Consider the following 20,097-nt stretch of genomic DNA (forward strand, 5'->3'; position numbering starts at 1 on the left):
CCGAAGCCTGTGGAGCGGAGGTCAGACGTGCCAGACCCGTGAGGGGACGACACGCAGCCGCGAGGAAGCAGGAACCCGCCGAAAGCTCGGCCGCGCAAGCGGTCGTGCCCGCCGGAATCCCCGTCCTTTAGGGCGGGGAGGATGTCAACCATCCTTGGTATGGCATGAGCCGGCTGGGCGGCCAATTGGTACTGTGATGCGCCAAATCACCCCAAATCACCTCATCCCGCGCATGACTTGCAGATCAGGCAGCGTCGTGATGCCGAGTCGCCGGACAATGTGCGACCGACCTGATCCGGAGCGGCCATGTCCCCATCCATTCTCGAGCGCAACCATGTCAACTGCATCGGCGAGCAGGGGCCGGTGCTGCTGTACGGCCACGGCTTCGGCTGCCACCAGGGCATGTGGTCGGGTGTCACGCCGGGCTTCGCGCACAGCCATCGGCAGGTGCTGATGGACTATGTCGGCAGCGGGCGCTCCGACCGCTCCGCCTTCATGCCGAGCCGCTATGCCCGGCTGGAAGGCTATGCCCGCGATGTGCTGGAGGTCTGCGATGCGCTCGGCCTGGAGCGCGGCGTCACCTTTGTCGGCCATTCGGTCGGCTGCAGCATCGGCATGCTGGCGCAGATCGCCCGGCCGGGGCTGTTCGAGCGGCTGGTGCTGGTCGGCCCCTCGCCCTGTTTCCTGAATCATCCGCCGCACTATCACGGCGGCTTCGAGCGCGAGGATCTCGAGGGCCTGCTGGCGCTGATGGACCAGAACTACATCGGCTGGGCCGATCATCTGGCCCCGGTGGTCTCCGGTGGCAGCGAGGCCACCAGCGACCGGCTGCACGACAGCTTCTGCTCGACCGATCCGCAGACTGCACGCGTCTTCGCCCGGGCAACCTTCTTCGCCGACAACCGCGCCGATCTGCCCCGGGTGAGCTGCCCGAGCCTGATCCTGCAGCATGCGCACGACGCGCTGGTGCCGCCCGAGGTCGGTGACTACCTGCACCGCCAGCTTGCCGGCAGCACGCTGCGGGTGCTGGAGGTGGCCGGCCATTGCGCGCACCTGAGCCATCCCGAGCTGGTGATTGCGGCGATGCGCGACTTCCTGGGCCAGCCCGGCACCGACATCGGCACCTGATCATGCCGACTGGCCTGGATGCGCTGCCCTGCGCGGTGCTGGTCACCGACGGCCAGGGTCTGCTGCAGGAGCTCAACGCCGAGCTGCTGGCCTGGGTCGGCGGCGAGTCGGCCGACTGGATCGGCCGGCGCCTCGAGCTGCTGCTGGTGCCGGCCAGCCGGATCTTCCTGCAGACCCATGTCTGGCCGCTGCTGCTGCATCAGCAGCGGGTGCACGAGCTGCAGCTGATGCTGCGCGAAGCCGCCGGCACCCGTCTGCCGGTGCTGCTCAGTGCCCGGCGCACGCAGGACGCGCCCGATCCGGCGGGCCAGCGCTTCACCTGGGTGCTGTTCCCGGCCCGGGAGCGCCAGCGCTTCGAGGCCGAGCTGGTCCAGGCCCGCCAGCGGCTGCAGCATCTGATCGAGAGCACGGATGCCGGCACCTGGGAGTGGAATGTGCAGACCGGCGAGCTGCGCCTGAACGAGCGCGGCTGGCGCATTCTCGGCCTGGCGCCGGGCGAGGCGCGGCCGCTGCGGCTCGATCACCGCTTCCGCCTCGAGATCGCCCATCCGGCCGAGCGCACGCGCACGCTGCGCCGGCTGATGCGCCATTTCGCCGGCCGCAGCGAGACTCATGTCGACGAGGTGCGGCTGCGCCGTCTCGATGGCAGCTGGGTCTGGGTGCAGGAGCGCGGGCGGGTGATCTCGCGCACGCCCGACGGCCAGCCCGAGTGGATGTTCGGCACCCACATCGACATCGACCCGATCCAGCGCCAGCAGGAAGCGCTGCGCCGCAGCAAGGCACTGCTGGACCGCACCAACGAGCTGGCGGGTGTCGGTGGCTGGGAAGTCGACCTGCATGATCCGCTGCAGCCGCTGCTCTACTGGTCCGAGCAGACCTGCCGGATTCACGGCGTGCCACCGGGCTATCAGCCCGCGCTCGACGAGGCCATCGGCTTCTTCCTGCCCGAGCATCGGCACCGCATCGAGGCAGCGGTGCAGCGCGGCATCACCGAAGGCCTCGGCTGGGATCTGGAGCTGCAGCTGCGACGCCGCGACGGTGCGGTGCTGTGGGTGCGTGCGCTCGGCCGGGTGGAGTTCGAGCAGGGCCGGGTGGTGCGACTGATCGGCGCGGTGCAGGACATCAGCGAACGGGTGCGCGAGCGTGCCGAGCTGCACCAGCTCGCCGCTCAGCTCGCCGAGCAGCATGAGCTGCTGCGGGTGACGCTGCAGTCGATCGGCGATGCGGTCATCACCACCGATGTCGCGGGCCGGGTGACCTGGCTCAACCCGGTGGCCGAGCGGCTGAGCGGCTGGCTGCAGACCGAGGCCGCCGGCCGGCCGCTGATGCAGGTCTTCCAGGCGGTCGACGAACGCGATCGCCGGCCGCTGCCGGATCCGGTTGTGCCGAGCCTGAATGGTGGCATGGGCGCTGCGGCCGAGACCGGGGCGCCGCTGCTGATCTCGCGCGATGGCAGCGAGGCCGGCGTCGAGATCTCGGCCGCGGCCATCCGCGGTGCCGACGGCCGTGTGCATGGCGCGGTGCTGGTCTTCCGCGACGTGACCGAGCAGCGCCGCATGGCCGGCGAGATGAGCTACCGCGCCTCCCATGATGCGCTGACCGGGCTGATCAACCGGATGGAGTTCGAGGCGCGGCTGGAGCGCACGCTGCTGCGTGCCCAGAGCGAGGGCAGCCACCATGCGCTGCTGTTCATCGATCTGGACCAGTTCAAGCTGGTCAACGATGCCTGCGGTCATGCGGCCGGCGATCTGCTGCTGCAGCAGGTCTCGCGGCTGATGCGCCAGACGGTGCGCAGCCGCGACACGCTGGCCCGGCTGGGCGGCGACGAGTTCGCGGTGATTCTCGAGCACTGCGACGAGGCCCAGGCGCAGCGGGTCGCGCATCTGATCTGCGAGCGTTTCGATGCCTTCCGCTTCATCCATGACGAGCGGCGCTTCCGGGTGGGGGCGAGCGTCGGCCTGGTGCCGCTGGACAGGCGCTGGCGCAGCATCACCGCGCTGATGCAGGCGGCCGATGTGTCCTGCTACGCGGCCAAGGAGGCCGGGCGCAACCGGGTGCATGTCTGGTTCGACAGCGACCAGGCGGTGCGCCAGCGCCACGGCGAGATGCGCTGGGCCTCCCGGCTGGAGCAGGCGCTGGACGAGGACCGCTTCGTGCTGCATGCGCAGCGCATCCTGCCGTGCCGGCCGGAGCCGGCGCAGGCGCGGCCGGCGCTGCATGCCGAGGTGCTGGTGCGCCTGCGCGAGCCCGATGGCCAGCTGGTGGCGCCGGGCGCCTTCTTGCCCGCGGCCGAGCGCTTCCACCTGGCCTCGCGCATCGACCGGCGGGTGCTGCAGCTCAGCCTGCAGGCGCTGGGCCGGCAGCCGGCCGCGGCGCCGCCCTGGCTGCTGTCGGTGAACCTGTCGGGCCAGTCGATCGGCGACCGCCATTTCTGCCAGGATGTGCTGGACATGCTCGAGCGGGCGGGCCCGTCGATCTGCCGTCAGCTCTGCCTGGAGATCACCGAGACCGCCGCGATCGGCAGCATGAGCGAGGCGGCCCGCTTCACCAGCCAGGTGCGCGAGCACGGCGTGCAGGTGGCCCTGGATGACTTCGGCGCCGGTGCTTCCTCCTTCGGCTACCTGAAGCATCTGACGGTCGACTGGCTCAAGATCGACGGTCAGTTCGTGCGCGACCTGCTGGACGATCCGCTCGACGAGGCGGCTGTGCGTTCCTTCGTCGATGTGGCCCGGGTCATGGGCCTGTCCACGGTGGCCGAATTCGTCGATCACCCGCAGGTGCTGCAGCGGCTGCAGGCCATGGGTGTGAGCCGGGCGCAGGGTTTCCTGCTCCATCGGCCCGAGCCGCTCGAGAATCTGCTGGAGTCAGCGCCTGAAATGAAGGAATCAGGCCGGCACCAAACTTGAATTGGCCGGGCGACGCGAGGTATTCCGTCCATCGAACGCCGGCCGTTTTTTCTAGACTGCACAGCATCCGATCTCACGGATCTGCAGTTTCAGGAGAAACCCGATGTTCAAGTCACTGTCGTCACTGTGCAAGCCCGCCGCGCTGGCTCTGGCCGCGTGCCTGGGCGGGCTGCCGGCACATGCTGCGCCGGCCGGTTTCGAGTCGGGCGACACGCAGGGCTGGACGGTCAGCGCCGATGGTGTGACGCTGACGGCGCAGGGCAGCTACACCGTCACGCTGACCGACGATCATGACCCGTCGTTTGCCTACACCACCACCGTCACGCCGGTGAGCGGCGGCTATTTCGGCCTGCTGCAGATGGGCCCGATGCCCCCGACCGGGACCACCACGCCGGTGAGCCACAGCAGCCAGGCGGAGTTCACGCTGGATCTGCCTTCGGCGGCTGGCGACAAGCTGTTCCTGCGTCTGCTGGCGGCGGACTATCTGTACTCGGACGCGGGCCCGGGCATTCCGGCCTACGACGACAGCGTGTCCGTGGTCTACGACGGCGACACCGCCAATCCCGATGTCTGGCGGGCGTCCGACATCCTGGCGGCCGGCTGGTCGGGCGACTCGGGCTGGCAGCCTTTTGCGCTGCCGGCCGGCACCCAGCATCTGCAGTTCACGCTGAGCAATCGCTACAGCATCGATGGCAGCAATGCGCCGCTGGTGGCCATCGACTTCTCCGTCGCTTCGGTGCCGGAGCCCTCATCCTTCGCGCTGATGGCCCTGGGCCTCGGCGTGCTGGTTCGTGTCAGGTCGCGCCCGCGCGCCTGATCGATCTTCCGGTCGGTCCCCCTGCCGACCGTCGCTCTTTGTTCTTGCTCTTTTGTCTCTTCAATCCGTACCTTTGATGCCGCTCCCATGCCGGGAGCGGCTTTTTTTTGGCCTGGATTCCGGGCTGGAACCAGGGGGCTGGAACCAGGGGGCTGGAATCAGGGACGTGTGGCCGCGAAGGCGGCCGCGCCGGCAGCGGCGCTGACCAGCGTGCCCCAGGCGATGTCGACCAGCGCCAGGCGCAGGCTCCAGTGGCGCAGCGTCGCCATGTTGGTCAGGTCGTAGGTGCCGTAGACCAGCAGGCCGATCAGTGCGGCGCGCAGCACCGCCTCGCCCATCGCGTCGGGCCGGGGCCACAGCAGCAGCGTCACCAGCCCGGCGGGATAGCCGACATAGAACAGCAGCGCCGGCAGCGCACGCACCTGCGGCGTCATCAGGTCGCCCAGCTCGCGCACATAGAAGCCGCGCGCCAGCCAGCCCAGCCACAGCGCGTCGAGCACGCCGACGGCCAGCAGCGCCGCGCCCCAGGCCTTCAGCCACAGCATCGGGCGATCTTCCTCAGGCCACGCCGTAGCGGGCGTCGAGATAGCGCTTGAACTCGGCGCCCAGCGTCGGGTGCGCCAGCGCCAGCTCGACATTGGCCTGCAGGAAACCTTCCTTGCTGCCGCAGTCGTAGCGCTGGCCCTGGTAGGTGTAGGCGAAGACCTTCTCGCGGCGCAGCAGGCCGGCGATGCCGTCGGTGAGCTGGATCTCGCCGCCGACACCGCGCGGCTGGTTGCGGATCTCCTTGAAGATGCCCGGCGTCAGGATGTAGCGACCGGCCACGCCCAGGCGCGAGGGCGCGACCTCGGGCGCCGGCTTCTCGACGATGCCGGTCAGGTCGAGCATGCGCTCGCCCACCGGGCGGCCGGAGACGATGCCGTAGCGTTTCGTGTGCTCGGCCGGCACTTCCTGCACCGCCAGGATCGAGGTGCGCCATTCGCGGAACTGCTCGACCATCTGCTTGAGCACCGGCGGCTCGCCGACCATCAGGTCATCGGCCAGCAGCACCGCGAAGGGCTCCTCGCGCACCACCGGCTCGGCGCACAGCACCGCGTGGCCCAGGCCCAGGGCCTTGGGCTGGCGCAGGTAGATGCAGTGCATGTCGTCGGGCTTGATCGAGCGCACCGTCTCCAGCAGCTCGGTCTTGCCGGCGGCCTCCATCTCGGTCTCGAGCTCGTAGGCGGTGTCGAAATGGTCGGGAATGGCGCGCTTGTTGCGGCCGTTGACGAAGATCATCTCTCGGATGCCGGCGGCATAGGCCTCCTCGACCGCGTACTGGATCAGCGGCTTGTCCACCACCGGCAGCATTTCCTTGGGCAGGGCCTTGGTGGCCGGCAGGAAGCGGGTTCCCAGACCCGCCACCGGAAAGATGGCCTTGGTGATCTTGGTCGTCATCACGTGTGTGCTCCGTGCTCTTGGCTTGACGTTGCAGAAGAAGGGGAAAGGGGAGAGTGAATGGGCGAGGGAAAGGCAAGACTGCTGCCATGCAGTCTGCACCAGAGCCAGGGGGACTGCATGAAAGTTGATCGGCTGCCGCGCGCTGTCGCGCACATCCAGGGGGGAGAAACACTACGCCATCCGGCGTATTTCACGAATCGGCCGCGACTTCGACACTGACTCCATTCCAACGCTGCCAACGCACACCGTCAGCTTCTCAGCCTCTTCCCGGAGTCAACCTGTCATGCAAGCTTCCCGTCGCTCCTTTGCCGCCAAGCTCAGCGCCGTCGCCCTGGGCGTCGCCGTGACCACGCTGCCGATGCTGGCCCAGGCCGCCGACACCATCAAGGTCGGCATCCTGCACAGCCTGTCGGGCACGATGGCCATCTCGGAGACCGTCCTGAAGGACGTCGCGCTGATGACGATCGACGAGATCAACGCCAAGGGCGGTGTGCTGGGCAAGAAGCTCGAGCCGGTCGTGGTCGATCCGGCCTCCAACTGGCCGCTGTTCGCCGAGAAGGCCAAGCAGCTGATCGACCAGGACAAGGTCTCGGTGGTGTTCGGCTGCTGGACCTCGGTGTCGCGCAAGTCGGTGCTGCCGGTGTTCGAGGAGAAGAACTCGCTGCTGTTCTACCCCGTGCAGTACGAGGGTGAGGAGCTGTCGAAGAACGTGTTCTACACCGGTGCGGCGCCCAACCAGCAGGCCATTCCCGCGGTGGAATACCTGATGAGCAAGGACGGCGGCTCGGCCAAGCGCTTCGTGCTGCTGGGCACCGACTATGTGTACCCGCGCACCACGAACAAGATCCTGCGCGCCTTCCTGAAGTCCAAGGGCGTGGCCGACTCGGACATCATGGAGGAGTACACCCCCTTCGGGCACAGCGACTACCAGTCGATCATCGCCAAGATCAAGAAGTTCTCCAGCGAAGGCAAGAAGACCGCGGTGGTCTCGACCATCAACGGCGACTCCAACGTGCCCTTCTACAAGGAACTGGGCAACCAGGGCCTGAAGGCGACCGACGTGCCGGTGGTGGCCTTCTCGGTGGGTGAGGAAGAGCTGCGCGGCGTGGACACCAAGCCGCTGGTCGGCCACCTGGCGGCGTGGAACTACTTCATGTCGATCAAGAACCCGACCAACGCCGCCTTCATCAAGCAGTGGAGCGACTACGCCAAGGCCAAGAACATCGCCGGCCACAAGGACAAGCCGCTGACCAACGACCCGATGGAAGCCACCTACATCGGCATCAAGATGTGGGCGCAGGCGGTCGAGAAGGCCAAGTCCACCGACACCGACAAGGTCATCGCCGCGATGGCCGGCCAGACCTTCAAGGCGCCGGGCGGCTTCACGTCCACGATGGACAAGGAAAACCATCACCTGCACAAGCCGGTCTTCATCGGCGAAGTGAAGGCCGACGGCCAGTTCAACGTGGTCTGGAAGACCCCGGGCCCGGTGGTCGCCGATCCGTGGAGCGACTACATCGCCGAGAACAAGGGCAAGAAGAACGTGCCTGAGAAGAAGTGAGCGTGCGGCGGGCCTGAACGGCCCGCGCCGGGCGCCTTCCTGACGGCCATCGTCGCGGCTTGCCGTGCCGAGGGCCTCGACACGAGATCCTGCCGTGAAATTCCTGCGAATCCTGACCCTCGCGCTGGCCGGCTGCCTGCCCGTCGCCCATGCGCTCACGCCCGAGCAGGCCGCCGCGATCGCCAGCGGCGAGACCGATGCGCGCATCGAGGCGCTCAACCAGGCCGCCGCCGCGGGCGACGCCCAGCTGCCCGGCTTCGTGCGCGCGCTGCTCGACGGCGAGGTCAAGGTGCTCGACGGGCGGGTGTTCCAGATGCAGGGCGACAAGGTGGTCGTCGCCGGCACCGAGCAGGCGGTCGAGCTGCCGGAGGCGGCCGAGGATGTCGTCAACAACAACCGCATGCGCGGTGCGCTCGAAGCCGCGCTGGGCGCGCTCAAGCTGGTCTCGCCCGACGCGAAGGTGCGCGCCGAGGCGGTCGAGGAGTTGCGCAAGCAGTCGCTCGACGAGGCGCAGCTGCCGCTGATCGAGAAGGCCTGGGCCGCCGAGAGCGATGCTGCGCTGAAGGCGCGGCTGGAAGTGATGCGCGCCACGATCCTGGTCTCGTCGTCCGATGTCGCCAAGCGCCTGGCTGCGGCGCAGGCCTTGTCCGCCAGCAGCGAGCCGGCCGTGAAGAGCCTGCTGCAGGAGCGCCTGGCCCCGGGCGTCGAGACGGACCCGGCGGTGCGCGGCGCGCTGATGACGGCGCTGGACGCGGTCGAGGGTCGTCTGGCCTGGGGCGAGCGGCTGGGCGTGCTGTTCACCGGCGCCAGCCTGGGCTCGATCCTGCTGCTGGTGGCGCTCGGCCTGGCAATCACCTATGGCCTGATGGGCGTGATCAACATGGCGCACGGCGAGCTGATGATGATCGGCGCCTACGCCACCTTCGTCGTGCAGAACCTGTTCCGCCAGTACCTGCCCGGAGCCTTCGACTGGTACATCGTGCTGGCGATTCCGGTGTCCTTCCTGGTGTCGGCGCTGGTGGGCGCGGCGCTGGAGCGCTCGGTGATCCGCTGGCTCTACGGCCGCCCGCTTGAAACCTTGCTGGCCACCTGGGGCATCTCGCTGGTGCTGATGCAGGGCGTGCGCAGCCTGTTCGGCGCGCAGAACGTCGCGGTCGAGAACCCGGCGTGGCTGTCGGGCGGCGTGCAGGTGATGTCCAACCTGATCCTGCCCTACAACCGGCTGGCCATCATCGCCTTCGCCTTCCTGGTGCTGGCGGGCGTGACGCTGATGATCAACAGGACGCGCCTGGGCCTGTTCGTGCGCGGTGTCACCCAGAACCGCCGCATGGCCGCCTGCGTCGGCATTCCGACCGCGCGCATCGACACCTATGCCTTCAGCCTCGGCGCGGGCATCGCCGGTCTGGCGGGCTGCGCGCTCAGCCAGGTCGGCAACGTCGGGCCCGATCTGGGCCAGGGCTACATCGTCGACGCCTTCATGGTGGTGGTCACCGGTGGCGTGGGCCAGCTTGCCGGCACGGTCTACGCCGCGCTGGGCCTGGGTGTGCTCAACAAGTTCCTCGAGGGCTTCGCAGGCGCGGTGCTGGCCAAGATCATGGTGCTGGTGTGCATCGTGATCTTCATCCAGAAACGTCCGCAAGGCCTGTTCGCCATGAAGGGCCGGAGTGCCGAAGCATGAGTGCCATCCCGATGACTTCTTCCCTGGACCTGACGCCGCGCCGCGGCCTGCTGCTCGGCCCGAAGGGCTGGGCGGCGGTGATGGCCGCCGCCATCACCGTGACGGTGCTGGCGCCGCTGCTCAACCTGGTGGTGCCCGAGGGCCACGCCTTCCATCTCAGCGACTACGCGGTGGCGCTGATCGGAAAGATCATGTGCTACGCCATCTGCGCGCTGGCGATGGACCTGATCTGGGGCTACACCGGCATCCTGAGCCTGGGCCACGGCCTGTTCTTCGCGCTGGGCGGCTACGGCATGGGCATGTACCTGATGCGCCAGATCGGCCGCGACGGCAACTACAAGAGCGATCTGCCCGACTTCATGGTCTTCCTGGACTGGAAGGAGCTGCCCTGGCACTGGACCTTCTCGGACAGTTTCCTGTTCCAGATGGCGATGGTGGTGCTGGTGCCGGGGCTGCTGGCGCTGGTCTTCGGCTTCTTCGCCTTCCGCAGCCGCATCAAGGGCGTGTACTTCTCGATCATCACGCAGGCGATGACCTTCGCGGCGATGCTGCTGTTCTTCCGCAACGAGACCGGCTTCGGCGGCAACAACGGCTTCACCGACTTCAAGCGCATCCTGGGCGTGCCGATCGCGCTGCCCGAGACCCGGATGATGCTGTTCGTGCTGACCGGCCTGACGCTGATCGGCTTCTACCTGATGGCCCGCTGGATCGTGCACAGCAAGTTCGGCCGGGTGCTGCAGGCGATCCGCGACGCCGAGAGCCGGGTGATGTTCACCGGCTACGACCCGCTGGCCTACAAGCTGGCGATCTGGACGCTGTCGGCGGTGATGTGCGCGGTGGCCGGGGCGCTCTATGTGCCGCAGGTCGGCATCATCAATCCCGGCGAGATGAGCGCCGCGGCCTCGATCGAGATCGCGATCTGGGCGGCGGTGGGCGGGCGCGCCACGCTGATCGGCCCGATCCTGGGCGCCTTCTTCGTCAACGGCGCCAAGAGCTGGTTCACCCAGGTCTTCCCGGAGTTCTGGCTGTATTTCCTCGGCGCGCTGTTCATCGCGGTGACGCTGTTCCTGCCGCAGGGCATCGTCGGCCTGTTCGACAAGTTCTCGTCCAAGAAGAAGGAGACCCGCGCATGACGCCCGACCTGATGGAATCCATGCGCGAGGTGCGCGAGCGCCACGAGGCGCGCACCCAGCAGGCCGGCGCCTCCGGCGGTGATGCCTCCTTCGGCCGCCTGCTGCAGGCCGGTCAGCCCGACTTCACCCAGGGTGTGGCGCTCTACCTCGACGACATCACCGTCAGCTTCGACGGCTTCCGGGCGCTGAACAAGCTCAGCCTGGCGATCAACGTCGGCGAGCTGCGCTGCATCATCGGCCCGAACGGCGCCGGCAAGACGACGATGATGGACGTCATCACCGGCAAGACCCGGCCGGACGCCGGCAAGGCCTCGTTCGGCTCCACCATCGACCTGCTGCGCCTGCGCGAGAACGACATTGCGCAGATCGGCATCGGCCGCAAGTTCCAGAAGCCCACCGTCTACGAGCAGCTCAGCGTGTTCGAGAACCTGGAGCTGGCGCTCAAGGCCGACCGGCGTGCGCGCGCCAGCCTCTTCCACCGCCTCTCGGGCGAGCAGCTCGACCGCATCGGCGAGATCCTGCAGCTCATCCACCTCAAGGGCGAGGCGCAGCGCACCGCAGGTCTCTTGAGCCACGGCCAGAAGCAGTGGCTGGAGATCGGCATGCTGCTGATGCAGGACCCCAAGCTGCTGCTGCTCGACGAGCCGGTGGCCGGCATGACCGACGAGGAGACCGAGCGCACCGCCGAGCTGTTCCTGAGCCTGGAGGGCCGGCACTCGCTGGTGGTGGTCGAGCACGACATGAAGTTCGTCGACCAGCTCACCGAGGGGCGCAAGAAGGTCACCGTGCTGCACGAGGGCAGCGTGCTGGCCGAGGGCCGGCTCAGCGAGGTGCAGGCCAACGAGAAGGTGGTCGAGGTCTACCTCGGCCGATGATGCCCAGATTCATCAGGAAAGGAGCGACGCGATGCTGAAGGTTTCCGGTCTGCACCAGTATTACGGCGGCTCGCACATCCTGCGCGGGCTGGATTTCGAGGCCAGGCTCGGCGAGGTGACGGTCGTGCTGGGTCGCAACGGCGTGGGCAAGACCACGCTGCTGAAGAGCCTGATGGGCGTGGTGCCGATCCGCAGCGGCGCCGTCACGCTGGACGGCGCGGACATCTCGAAGGACACCTCCTACGACCGGGTGCGCAAGGGAATGGGCTATGTGCCGCAGGGCCGCGAGATCTTCGGCCGGCTCACGGTCGAGGAGAACCTGCGCATGGGCCTGGCCAGCCGGCCGGCGCGCACACCGATTCCCGCCGAGCTGTTCGAGCTTTTTCCGATCCTGAAGCAGTTCATGCACCGCCGCGGCGGCGACCTCTCGGGCGGGCAGCAGCAGCAGCTCGCCATCGCCCGTGCGCTGGCGCCGGGGCCGAAGCTCTTGATCCTCGACGAGCCGACCGAGGGCATCCAGCCCAGCATCATCAAGGACATCGGCCGCGTCATCCGCATGCTGGCCGACCGCGGCGACATGGCCATCGTGCTGGTCGAGCAGTTCTACGACTTCGCCGCCGAGCTGGCCGACCAGTACCTGGTGATGGAGCGCGGCGAGATCATCCAGCGGGGGCGGGGCAAGGACATGGAGGCCGAAGGGGTTCGGCAGCGCATGGCGATCTGAGCGGGGCCCGTGCCGGGGATCGCCCTGTCGACTCCCGGCCTCCCGCCTTCCGGCTAGCATCGCCCGATGCTGACCGTTCACCACCTCGAGAACTCCCGCTCCCAGCGCGTGCTGTGGCTGCTGGAAGAACTGGGCCTGCCCTACGACGTGCGCCGCCATGCGCGCGATCCCCAGACGATGCTGGCGCCGCCCGCGCTGCTGCAGGTCCACCCGCTGGGCAAGTCGCCGGTCATCGCCGATGACGCCACCGGGCTGACCGTGGCCGAGACCGGCGCCATCGTCGAGTACCTGCTCGACGCCTGCCCCGGCACGCCGCTGCGGCCCGCGCCGGGCACGCCCGAGTTCCTGCGCCACCGCTACTGGCTGCACTTCGCCGAAGGCTCGGCCATGCCGCCGCTGCTGCTCAAGCTGGTGTTCGACAAGGTGGCGTCCGCGCCGATGCCGTTCTTCGCGAAGCCGGTGGCCCGGGGCATCGCCGACCGGGTGCTGTCGTCCTTCGTCACGCCCAACCTCGTGCGGCAGCTCGCCTTCATGGAGTCGGAGCTGTCGGCGCGGCCCTGGTTCGCCGGCGAGGCCTTCACGGCGGCGGACGTGATGATGAGCTTCCCCCTGGAGGCCGCCGCGCAGCGCGCCGGCCTGCGCGCCGACACCCACCCGGCGCTGCACCGCTGGCTGCAGGCCATCCATGCCCGGCCCGCCTACCGGCAGGCCCTGGCGCGCGGCGGCCCTTACGCGCTTGCCTGACATCGGCCCTTCGTCCGGGAGGGACTTTGGTCACTTGCGGCGCCGGGACGCGGGCAGAAGACTTGACGGTACCAGCCGTTGTGGCCGGTCCGGGTCATGGTGTCGCCGGGCGCGTGGCAGGCTGGGCAAGGAGGAAGCGATGTCCCGAAGCCGTCTGGTCCGTCTGCGCGAGCCATCCCTGGCCGCGGCCCTGTCCGCCGCATGCCTGGCCGGCTGGGCGGGGGCGCCCTCGATCACGCAGCAGCCCGCGGCCCTGGGCGTGCAGCGCGGCGGCACGGCGGTGTTCACCGTGCGCGCGGTCTCGGCCGCGCCGGCCACCGCGATCACCTACCAGTGGCGGCGCAACGGGGTGGCCATCGCGGGCGCCACCGCCGCCAGCCACACCACGCCGGCCACCACCCTGTCCGACGACAACGCGCTCTACAGCGTGCAGGTCCGCTCGGCCGGCGTGACGGTGACCAGCGCCGCCGCGCGCCTGACGGTCGTGCCCGGCTTCGCGTCGGCCAGCACCGGCTCGGGCCACAGCGAGGTGATCGGCGACAACGGTACCGTCTGGAACTGGGGCAGCACGCTGCCCAACCTGCGTGCCAACCCGACCGCCTTCAGCACCGAGAAGCTCTCGCGCGCCAAGGTCTCCGCGACCGGGGCGGGGCTGGCGGGCGTGGCCGAGCTGTCGGCGGGGATGAACTTCCTGCTCGCCCGCCGCACCGACGGCACGCTGCTCACCTGGGGCGACGGCCGCCTCGGCGACGGCGGCACGGCCTACCGCCGCTATCCGGTGGCGGTGCGCTACGCCAGCGGGGTGGCGGTCGGCGGCATGGTCTCGGCTTCGGCGGGCGGGGACTTCGCCGTGGCGGCCCGCTCCGACGGCACCGTCTGGGCGTGGGGCGGCAACACGATGTGCGTGCTCGGCACCGACGCGCGGCTGTGCTCGCCCTCCGCGCAGCCGGGGCTGCATGCCGCGCAGGTGCTGACCAGCGCCGGCACCCCGCTGACCGGGGTCGTGAAGGTGGCCGCGGGTGCGGGCAACCTGCACGCCCTGGCGCTCAAGGGCGACGGCACCGTCTGGTCCTGGGGCACCGAGCAGTACGGTCAGCTCGCCAACGGCACCGCCGCGTTCTACCGCTCGCTGGCCCGGCCGGTGCTCACCGCGGCCGGCGTGCCGCTGACGAATGTCGCGGCCATCGCCGCCGGCTCGACGCATTCGGTGGCGGTCCTGCGCGACGGCACCGTCTACGCCTGGGGCTACAACGGCTACGGCCAGCTCGGCATCGGCACCGTGGGCTACTCGGCCTCGTCCATGCGGGCGGTGCGGGTGCTGGCGTCGGCGGGCGTGCCGCTGACCGGCGTGGTCGCCGCGGTGGCGGGCGCCAGCCACACGCTGTTCCTGAAGACGGACGGCAGCGTCTGGGGCGTGGGCGGCAAGAACCAGCTCGGCATGGGCGGCATCAACGCGGCCGTCGTCTACCCGGTGCGCGCCCAGACGGCGCAGGGTGCGGCGCTCACCGGCATCCGCGCCATGGCGACGCGGGAGGACCATTCGGTGGTGGTGCGCACCAACGGCACGGTCTACGCCTGGGGCTACCAGACCCCTGGCCTGGTCCCCTCGCCGGTGCTGACCTCCTCGCCCTGACGGCGCCGTCCGGCCGGAGCCTCTAGACTCCGCCGGATGCCTGTCCCTTCCTTCGCCCCTGTCCCTTCCGCCGGCCGCGCCCTCGTCGTCGGCGGCGGGCCCGCCGGCCTGATGGCCGCCGAAGTCCTGCTCGCCGGCGGCGCGCAGGTCGATCTCTTCGACGCGATGCCCTCCGTGGGCCGCAAGTTCCTGCTCGCCGGCAAGGGCGGGCTCAACATCACCCATGCCGAACCCGAGGCGGCCTTCCGCGGTCGCTACCGCGAGCGCGCCGCCGAGGTCGGCGCGTGGCTCGACGGCTTCGGCCCCGAGGCGCTGTGCGCCTGGGTGCACGCGCAGGGCATCCCGACCTTCGTCGGCAGCTCCGGCAAGGTCTTTCCCGAGGGCATGAAGGCCGCGCCGCTGCTGCGCGCCTGGCTGCACCGGCTGCGCGCGGCCGGGCTGGTGCTGCATGCGCGCCACCGCTGGACCGGACAGCTCGAGGCCGCGCAGGGCGGTGGCTGGACGCTCGGCTTCGACACGCCGCAGGGGCCGCGGGCGAGCACGCACGATGCCGTCGTGCTGGCGCTGGGCGGCGCGAGCTGGGCGCGGCTGGGCTCGGACGGCGCCTGGCAGCCGTGGCTGGCCGGGCAGGGCGTCGACGTGGCGCCGCTGGTGCCGGCCAACTGCGGCTTCGACATCGCCTGGAGCGACTTCCTGCGCGAGCGCCACGCCGGCACGCCGCTGAAGAACGTGCGCCTGAAGTTCACCGATCGCACCGGCCAGGTGTTCGACCGCCTGGGCGAGGCGGTGCTGGGCGCCGGCGGGCTGGAGGGCAATCTGGTCTATGCCGCCAGCGCGCTGCTGCGCGACGAGATCGCCGCCTGCGGCCACGCCGACATCACGCTCGATCTGCTGCCGGCCAAGGACGAGGCCACGCTGGCCGCCGCGCTGGCCAGGGGGCGTGGTGCGCGTTCGATGATCAATCATCTGAAGGAGCAGGTCGGCATTCACGGCGTGCGTGCGGCGCTGCTGCGCGAGGGGCTGGATGCGGCGCAGTGGACCGCGCTGTGCGCCGATCCGGCGGCGCTGGCCGCGCGCATCAAGGCGCTGCCGCTGCGGCTGCTGGCCGCGCGCCCGATCGACGAGGCGATCAGCAGCGCCGGCGGCGTGCGCTTCGAGGCGATGGATGCGCGGCTGATGCTCGCGGCGCTGCCGGGCGTGTTCTGCGCCGGCGAGATGATCGACTGGGAGGCACCGACCGGCGGCTATCTGCTGACGGCCTGCCTGGCCAGCGGGCGCGCGGCGGGGCAGGGGGCGCTGGACTGGCGCCAGGGCTGCCCCCAGGGCTGAGAACAAGGGCTGAGGCCAGGGCAGAAAAAAAGACGCCCCCTTGCGGGGGCGTCCCTGGCCGGACCCGGGAGCAGGCCCGGCCCTTCATGCTTCATGCGCTCATCAAGGGTTCAGGTCTGACGATCAGGCCGGTTGAGTAGGCCGGCCTGCAGGAACTCGTCAACCTGGGATGAAGGTTAGCAGCGTGAATCCCTGACGCCGAGCCCGCTTTTCCGGATCGGTCTCCCGAGGACAAGGGGCGGCGTGAAGGCCTGCGCACTTCCTCCGGCCTTGCCCGGCCCCCGGCTCAGCCTGTGCTCAGCCTGCGCTGTCGTCGGTGTAGACGAGCTGGGCCTGCGCGCCGCACTGCGCCGCCCACTGCGCCAGCGCCTCGTCGCTGGGCCAGAAGCGCGAGCGCTCGCCCAGGTCGACGTCGCCCACCGCCTGCTCGCGCACGATGCGCAGGCGCACCGGCACGCCGCGCGTCAGCGTCTCGCCGTAGTCGGTGTCTTCCTGCTTCGGCGGATGCGCGGCCAGCACCGCGTCGAGCGGCGGCAGCGTGCGCCCGACCACCACGCGCAGGAAGCGCGCATGGCGGCAGCGCGCCTCGGCCAGGTCCGAGATCTGCTGCACGTTGAAGCGCAGGCCGCCGCTGAAGCGGTCGGGCTGGACCTTGCCGGTCAGGATCAGCAGCTCGTCGTCCTTGAGCCGCTCGGCGTTGGCGTTGAGCAGCTCCTCGGCCACCACCGCCTCGATTGCGCCGCTCCTGTCGTCGAGCTTGAAGATCGCCGCGCGGCCGCGCTGGCCGTTGACGACACGCAGATCGGCGACGATGCCGGCCACCGTCTGCGGCTCGCGGCTGTCCTGCAGGTCGGCGATCTCGCGGCGCACGAACTGGCGCACCTCCGGGCCGCTCTGGTCGAACAGATGGCCCGAGAGGTAGTAGCCGATGGCGACCTTCTCGTGCGACAGGCGGGTCTTCACGTCCCAGGGTTCGACGGCCGGATAGTCGGGCTCGCGGGTGGAGCTGCCGTGCGCGTCCGCCTCGTCGCCGAAGTCGAACAGGCCGCCCTGGTCGGCGTGCGCGGCCTGGTTGTCGGCGTACTCGAAGGCCAGGCCGACGCTGGCCAGCAGCTGCGCGCGTCCGTCCAGTCCGAGCGGATGCAGCTGGTCGAAGGCGCCGGCCTTGATCAGCGCCTCGACGACGCGCTTGTTGATGCTCTTCCTGTCGACGCGGTGCGCGAAGTCGAAGATCGAGCGGAAGGGGCCGCCCTCGGCGCGCGCGCGCAGGATGGCCTCGATGGCGCCCTGGCCGGTGCCCTTGATCGCGCCCAGGCCGTAGCGGATGAGCTTGTCGCCGGCCTTGCCCGGCGCCGGCTCGAAGCGGTAGACGCCGACGTTGACATCCGGCGCCTCGAAGGCGATGCCGAAATGCTTGGTGGCGTCGTCGCGCAGGATCTTGAGCTTGTCGGTGTCGTCCAGCTCGATGGTCATGTTCGCCGCGAAGAACTCGGCGGCGTGATGGACCTTGATCCAGCCGGTGTGATAGGCCAGCAGCGAATAGGCGGCGGCGTGCGACTTGTTGAAGCCGTAGCCGGCGAACTTCTCCATCAGGTCGAAGACCTCGTCGGCCTTGTCCTGGTCGATGCCCTTCTTCGCGGCGCCCTCGCGGAACAGCAGGCGGTGCTGCGCCATCTCCTCGGGCTTCTTCTTGCCCATCGCGCGGCGCAGCATGTCGGCGCCGCCGAGGCTGTAGCCGCCCAGCACCTGGGCGGTCTGCATCACCTGTTCCTGGTAGACCATGATGCCGTAGGTCTCGGCCAGCACCGGCTCCACCAGCGGGTGCGGGTACTCGACCACCTCGCGGCCGTGCTTGCGCGCCACGAAGCTGGGGATCAGGTCCATCGGGCCGGGGCGGTAGAGCGCGTTGAGCGCGATCAGGTCCTCCAGCCGGCTGGGCTTGGCGTCGCGCAGCATGCGCTGCATGCCGCCCGATTCGAACTGGAACACCGCCTCGGTCAGGCCGTCGGAGAAGAGCTTGTAGACCTTCGGGTCATCGAGCGGAATGGTCTCGAAGGCGAAGTCCTTGCGGTGCGCATGGCGCGCGACGATGAACTCCTTGGCCAGCTCCAGGATGGTCAGCGTGGCCAGGCCCAGGAAGTCGAACTTCACCAGGCCGATGGCCTCGACGTCGTCCTTGTCGTACTGGCTGACCGCCGAGTCGCTGCCGGGCTGCTGGTACTGCGGACAGAAGTCGGTGATCTTGCCCGGCGCGATCAGCACGCCGCCGGCGTGCATGCCGATGTTGCGCACCATGCCCTCGACGCGGGTGGCGAGCTTGAGCAGCTCGGCCACCTCCTCGTCGTTCTTCTCGCGCTCCTCGATCTCCGGCGCCTCGTGGCGGGCGTAGATCAGCTTGGACTTGGCCGGGTCGAAGTTGGCCGGCAGCGGCGCCAGCGTCACCGTCTTGCCGGGCGGCGCCGGGATCAGCTTGGCGATGGAATCCACATGGCCGTAGCCCATGCCCAGCACCCGGCCGATGTCGCGCAGCGCCGCCTTGGCGGCCATCGTGCCGAAGGTGGCGATCTGGCTCACCGCGGGGCGGCCGTAGCGGTCCTTGACGTAGTCGATGACGCGGTCGCGGTTGCCCTGGCAGAAGTCGATGTCGAAGTCGGGCATCGAGACCCGCTCGGGATTCAGGAAGCGCTCGAACAGCAGGTTGTACTGCAGCGGATCCAGGTCGGTGATCGACAGCACATAGGCCACCAGCGAGCCCGCGCCCGAGCCCCGGCCTGGGCCCACCGGGCAGCCGTTGGCCTTGGCCCAGCGGATGAAGTCCGACACGATCAGGAAGTAGCCGGGAAAGCCCATCTTCAGGATCGTCGTCAGCTCGAACTCCAGCCGCTCGACATAGCGCGGGCGCTCGGCATCGCGCTTCGCGGCGTCGGGGAAGAGCAGCTTCAGGCGATCCTCCAGGCCCTCGAAGGAGAGCTGGCGGAAGTAGTCGGCCATCGGCATGGCCGAGCCGTCGGCCAGCAGCGGCGTGGGAAAGTTCGGCAGCTGCGGCTTGCCCAGCACCAGCGTCAGGCTGCAGCGCCGGGCGATCTCGACGGTGTTGTCGATCGCGCTGGGAATGTCGGCGAAGAGTGCGGCCATCTCGGCCTGCGTCTTGAAATGCTGGTCACGGCTGAAGCGGCGCACGCGCTTGGCGTTGCCCAGCGTGTCGCCGTCGGCCACGCAGACCCGCGCCTCGTGGGCCTCGAAGTCGTCGGGTTCGAGGAACTGGATCGGGTGGGTGGCGACGACCGGCAGGCCCAGCTTCGCCGCCAGGGGCACGGTCGCGCGCACGTTCGCCTCGTGACCGGCCAGCTGCGCGCGCTGCAGCTCGAGGTAGAAGCGGCCCGGAAAGAGCGCCGCCAGCCGCTGCGCCACATCGCGTGCGCGCGCCGTGTCGCCCATCGCCAGCGCCTGGCCGACTGCGCCCATCAGGCCGCCGGAGAGCGCGATCAGCCCGCCGCCGAGTTCCTCCAGCCAGGCCCATTTCACCCAGGCCTGGTTGCCGCGCTGCACATTGCCGATCCACGCGCGCGACAGGATCTCGCTCAGGTTCAGATAGCCCTGGCGGTCCTGCACCAGCAGCAGCAGCCGGGTGGCGGGGCGGGCATCGCCGGCGGTGGCCGGGCCGTCGGGCTCGAGCCAGATGTCGACGCCGATGATCGGCTGCACGCCCTTCTTGCGCGCGGCGTTGTAGAACTTGATGCCGCCGAACAGATTGGACAGATCGGTGATGGCCATCGCGGCCTGGCCGTCCTTCGCGGCCGCATCGACCGCGTCGTCGATCCGCAGCGTGCCGTCGACCACGGAAAATTCGGTGTGGGAGCGCAGGTGGACGAAGTTCTTCGGGGCAGTCATCGCGGGATTGTAGGCAGCGGCTGTTGCAACTCGTGTCAGATGTCGTGATCTCTGCAACTTCGGGTGCCGGACTGGAAGTGGAAATAACGCAAAATGCCGCGCGATTACCCCGTAATTCCGGGGGCCATGCGGGGCGATCCGGCGGCGGGGGGCCGGCGGTTTGCCGGGACCATAGCGACCGGCCGGGCGGCAGTGCTGCCGCGACCGGCATGACGACATTGCTGGATACGACGCTGAC

The 20,097-nt window shown here is 69.4% G+C and carries 14 protein-coding genes; 11 read left to right on the forward strand and 3 right to left on the reverse strand.

Going from position 1 to position 20,097, the window contains the following annotated elements; genetic code table 11:
* Positions 1–306: 306 nt before the first annotated feature.
* The 3 genes from NFT33_RS00345 to NFT33_RS00355 all read left to right on the forward strand — a co-directional run bounded on the left by NFT33_RS00345 (position 307) and on the right by NFT33_RS00355 (position 4,851).
* On the forward strand, positions 307–1,128 hold the full coding sequence (locus tag NFT33_RS00345; protein ID WP_251672509.1) for an alpha/beta fold hydrolase: 822 nt from the start codon (positions 307–309) through the stop codon (positions 1,126–1,128).
* Between the two features lie 2 nt (positions 1,129–1,130).
* Complete coding sequence (locus tag NFT33_RS00350) at positions 1,131–4,034, forward strand: EAL domain-containing protein (protein ID WP_251672510.1); 2,904 nt, start codon at positions 1,131–1,133, stop codon at positions 4,032–4,034.
* 103 nt (positions 4,035–4,137) lie between these two features.
* On the forward strand, positions 4,138–4,851 hold the full coding sequence (locus NFT33_RS00355; protein ID WP_251672511.1) for a PEP-CTERM sorting domain-containing protein: 714 nt from the start codon (positions 4,138–4,140) through the stop codon (positions 4,849–4,851).
* Between the two features lie 158 nt (positions 4,852–5,009).
* Here the strand turns inward: NFT33_RS00355 and NFT33_RS00360 are convergent, their stop codons facing one another.
* The gene (locus tag NFT33_RS00360; RefSeq protein WP_037479230.1) at positions 5,010–5,396 is read right to left on the reverse strand and encodes a DUF2177 family protein; all 387 of its coding nucleotides are present in this window, start codon (positions 5,394–5,396) and stop codon (positions 5,010–5,012) included.
* 13 nt (positions 5,397–5,409) lie between these two features.
* Positions 5,410–6,288 (reverse strand): UTP--glucose-1-phosphate uridylyltransferase GalU, encoded by an 879-nt coding sequence (gene galU, locus NFT33_RS00365; protein WP_220786247.1) that lies wholly within the window; start codon positions 6,286–6,288, stop codon positions 5,410–5,412.
* Positions 6,289–6,574: 286 nt separating this feature from the next.
* Between galU and urtA the strand changes: the two genes are divergently transcribed.
* The 8 genes from urtA to NFT33_RS00405 all read left to right on the forward strand — a co-directional run bounded on the left by urtA (position 6,575) and on the right by NFT33_RS00405 (position 15,968).
* A complete protein-coding gene (gene urtA / locus NFT33_RS00370; protein WP_251672512.1) occupies positions 6,575–7,852 on the forward strand; it encodes an urea ABC transporter substrate-binding protein in 1,278 nt (425 codons plus the stop codon).
* Between the two features lie 94 nt (positions 7,853–7,946).
* Positions 7,947–9,530, forward strand: coding sequence for an urea ABC transporter permease subunit UrtB (urtB, locus tag NFT33_RS00375; protein ID WP_251672513.1), 1,584 nt, complete (start codon positions 7,947–7,949; stop codon positions 9,528–9,530).
* Positions 9,531–9,541: 11 nt separating this feature from the next.
* On the forward strand, positions 9,542–10,663 hold the full coding sequence (gene urtC / locus NFT33_RS00380) for an urea ABC transporter permease subunit UrtC (RefSeq protein ID WP_251672514.1): 1,122 nt from the start codon (positions 9,542–9,544) through the stop codon (positions 10,661–10,663).
* Complete coding sequence (gene urtD, locus NFT33_RS00385) at positions 10,660–11,538, forward strand: urea ABC transporter ATP-binding protein UrtD (protein WP_251672515.1); 879 nt, start codon at positions 10,660–10,662, stop codon at positions 11,536–11,538. The genes urtC and urtD overlap by 4 nt, the downstream gene beginning before the upstream one ends.
* Before the next feature lie 31 nt (positions 11,539–11,569).
* Complete coding sequence (gene urtE / locus NFT33_RS00390; protein WP_251672516.1) at positions 11,570–12,262, forward strand: urea ABC transporter ATP-binding subunit UrtE; 693 nt, start codon at positions 11,570–11,572, stop codon at positions 12,260–12,262.
* Positions 12,263–12,328: 66 nt separating this feature from the next.
* A complete protein-coding gene (locus NFT33_RS00395; RefSeq protein WP_251672517.1) occupies positions 12,329–13,006 on the forward strand; it encodes a glutathione S-transferase in 678 nt (225 codons plus the stop codon).
* 139 nt (positions 13,007–13,145) lie between these two features.
* Positions 13,146–14,639: an RCC1 domain-containing protein gene (locus NFT33_RS00400; RefSeq protein WP_251672518.1), complete on the forward strand. Its 1,494-nt coding sequence runs from the start codon at positions 13,146–13,148 to the stop codon at positions 14,637–14,639.
* 36 nt (positions 14,640–14,675) lie between these two features.
* A complete protein-coding gene (locus NFT33_RS00405) occupies positions 14,676–15,968 on the forward strand; it encodes a TIGR03862 family flavoprotein (RefSeq protein ID WP_251672519.1) in 1,293 nt (430 codons plus the stop codon).
* A 297-nt stretch (positions 15,969–16,265) separates the two neighbouring features.
* Here the strand turns inward: NFT33_RS00405 and dnaE are convergent, their stop codons facing one another.
* Complete coding sequence (gene dnaE / locus NFT33_RS00410; protein ID WP_251672520.1) at positions 16,266–19,859, reverse strand: DNA polymerase III subunit alpha; 3,594 nt, start codon at positions 19,857–19,859, stop codon at positions 16,266–16,268.
* Positions 19,860–20,097 lie beyond the last annotated feature (238 nt).

Source organism: Sphaerotilus sp. FB-3, assembly GCF_023706025.1.
GTDB lineage: Bacteria > Pseudomonadota > Gammaproteobacteria > Burkholderiales > Burkholderiaceae_C > Sphaerotilus > Sphaerotilus sulfidivorans.

Coding starts and splice junctions, on each gene's coding strand:
- NFT33_RS00360 (WP_037479230.1), bottom strand. CDS start 5,396: ATGCTGTGGCTGAAGGCCTGGGGCGCGGCGCTGCTGGCCGTCGGCGTG.
- NFT33_RS00355 (WP_251672511.1), top strand. CDS start 4,138: ATGTTCAAGTCACTGTCGTCACTGTGCAAGCCCGCCGCGCTGGCTCTG.
- urtD (WP_251672515.1), top strand. CDS start 10,660: ATGACGCCCGACCTGATGGAATCCATGCGCGAGGTGCGCGAGCGCCAC.
- urtA (WP_251672512.1), top strand. CDS start 6,575: ATGCAAGCTTCCCGTCGCTCCTTTGCCGCCAAGCTCAGCGCCGTCGCC.
- NFT33_RS00345 (WP_251672509.1), top strand. CDS start 307: ATGTCCCCATCCATTCTCGAGCGCAACCATGTCAACTGCATCGGCGAG.
- NFT33_RS00400 (WP_251672518.1), top strand. CDS start 13,146: ATGTCCCGAAGCCGTCTGGTCCGTCTGCGCGAGCCATCCCTGGCCGCG.
- urtC (WP_251672514.1), top strand. CDS start 9,542: ATGACTTCTTCCCTGGACCTGACGCCGCGCCGCGGCCTGCTGCTCGGC.
- galU (WP_220786247.1), bottom strand. CDS start 6,288: ATGACGACCAAGATCACCAAGGCCATCTTTCCGGTGGCGGGTCTGGGA.
- dnaE (WP_251672520.1), bottom strand. CDS start 19,859: ATGACTGCCCCGAAGAACTTCGTCCACCTGCGCTCCCACACCGAATTT.
- NFT33_RS00405 (WP_251672519.1), top strand. CDS start 14,676: ATGCCTGTCCCTTCCTTCGCCCCTGTCCCTTCCGCCGGCCGCGCCCTC.
- NFT33_RS00395 (WP_251672517.1), top strand. CDS start 12,329: ATGCTGACCGTTCACCACCTCGAGAACTCCCGCTCCCAGCGCGTGCTG.
- NFT33_RS00350 (WP_251672510.1), top strand. CDS start 1,131: ATGCCGACTGGCCTGGATGCGCTGCCCTGCGCGGTGCTGGTCACCGAC.
- urtE (WP_251672516.1), top strand. CDS start 11,570: ATGCTGAAGGTTTCCGGTCTGCACCAGTATTACGGCGGCTCGCACATC.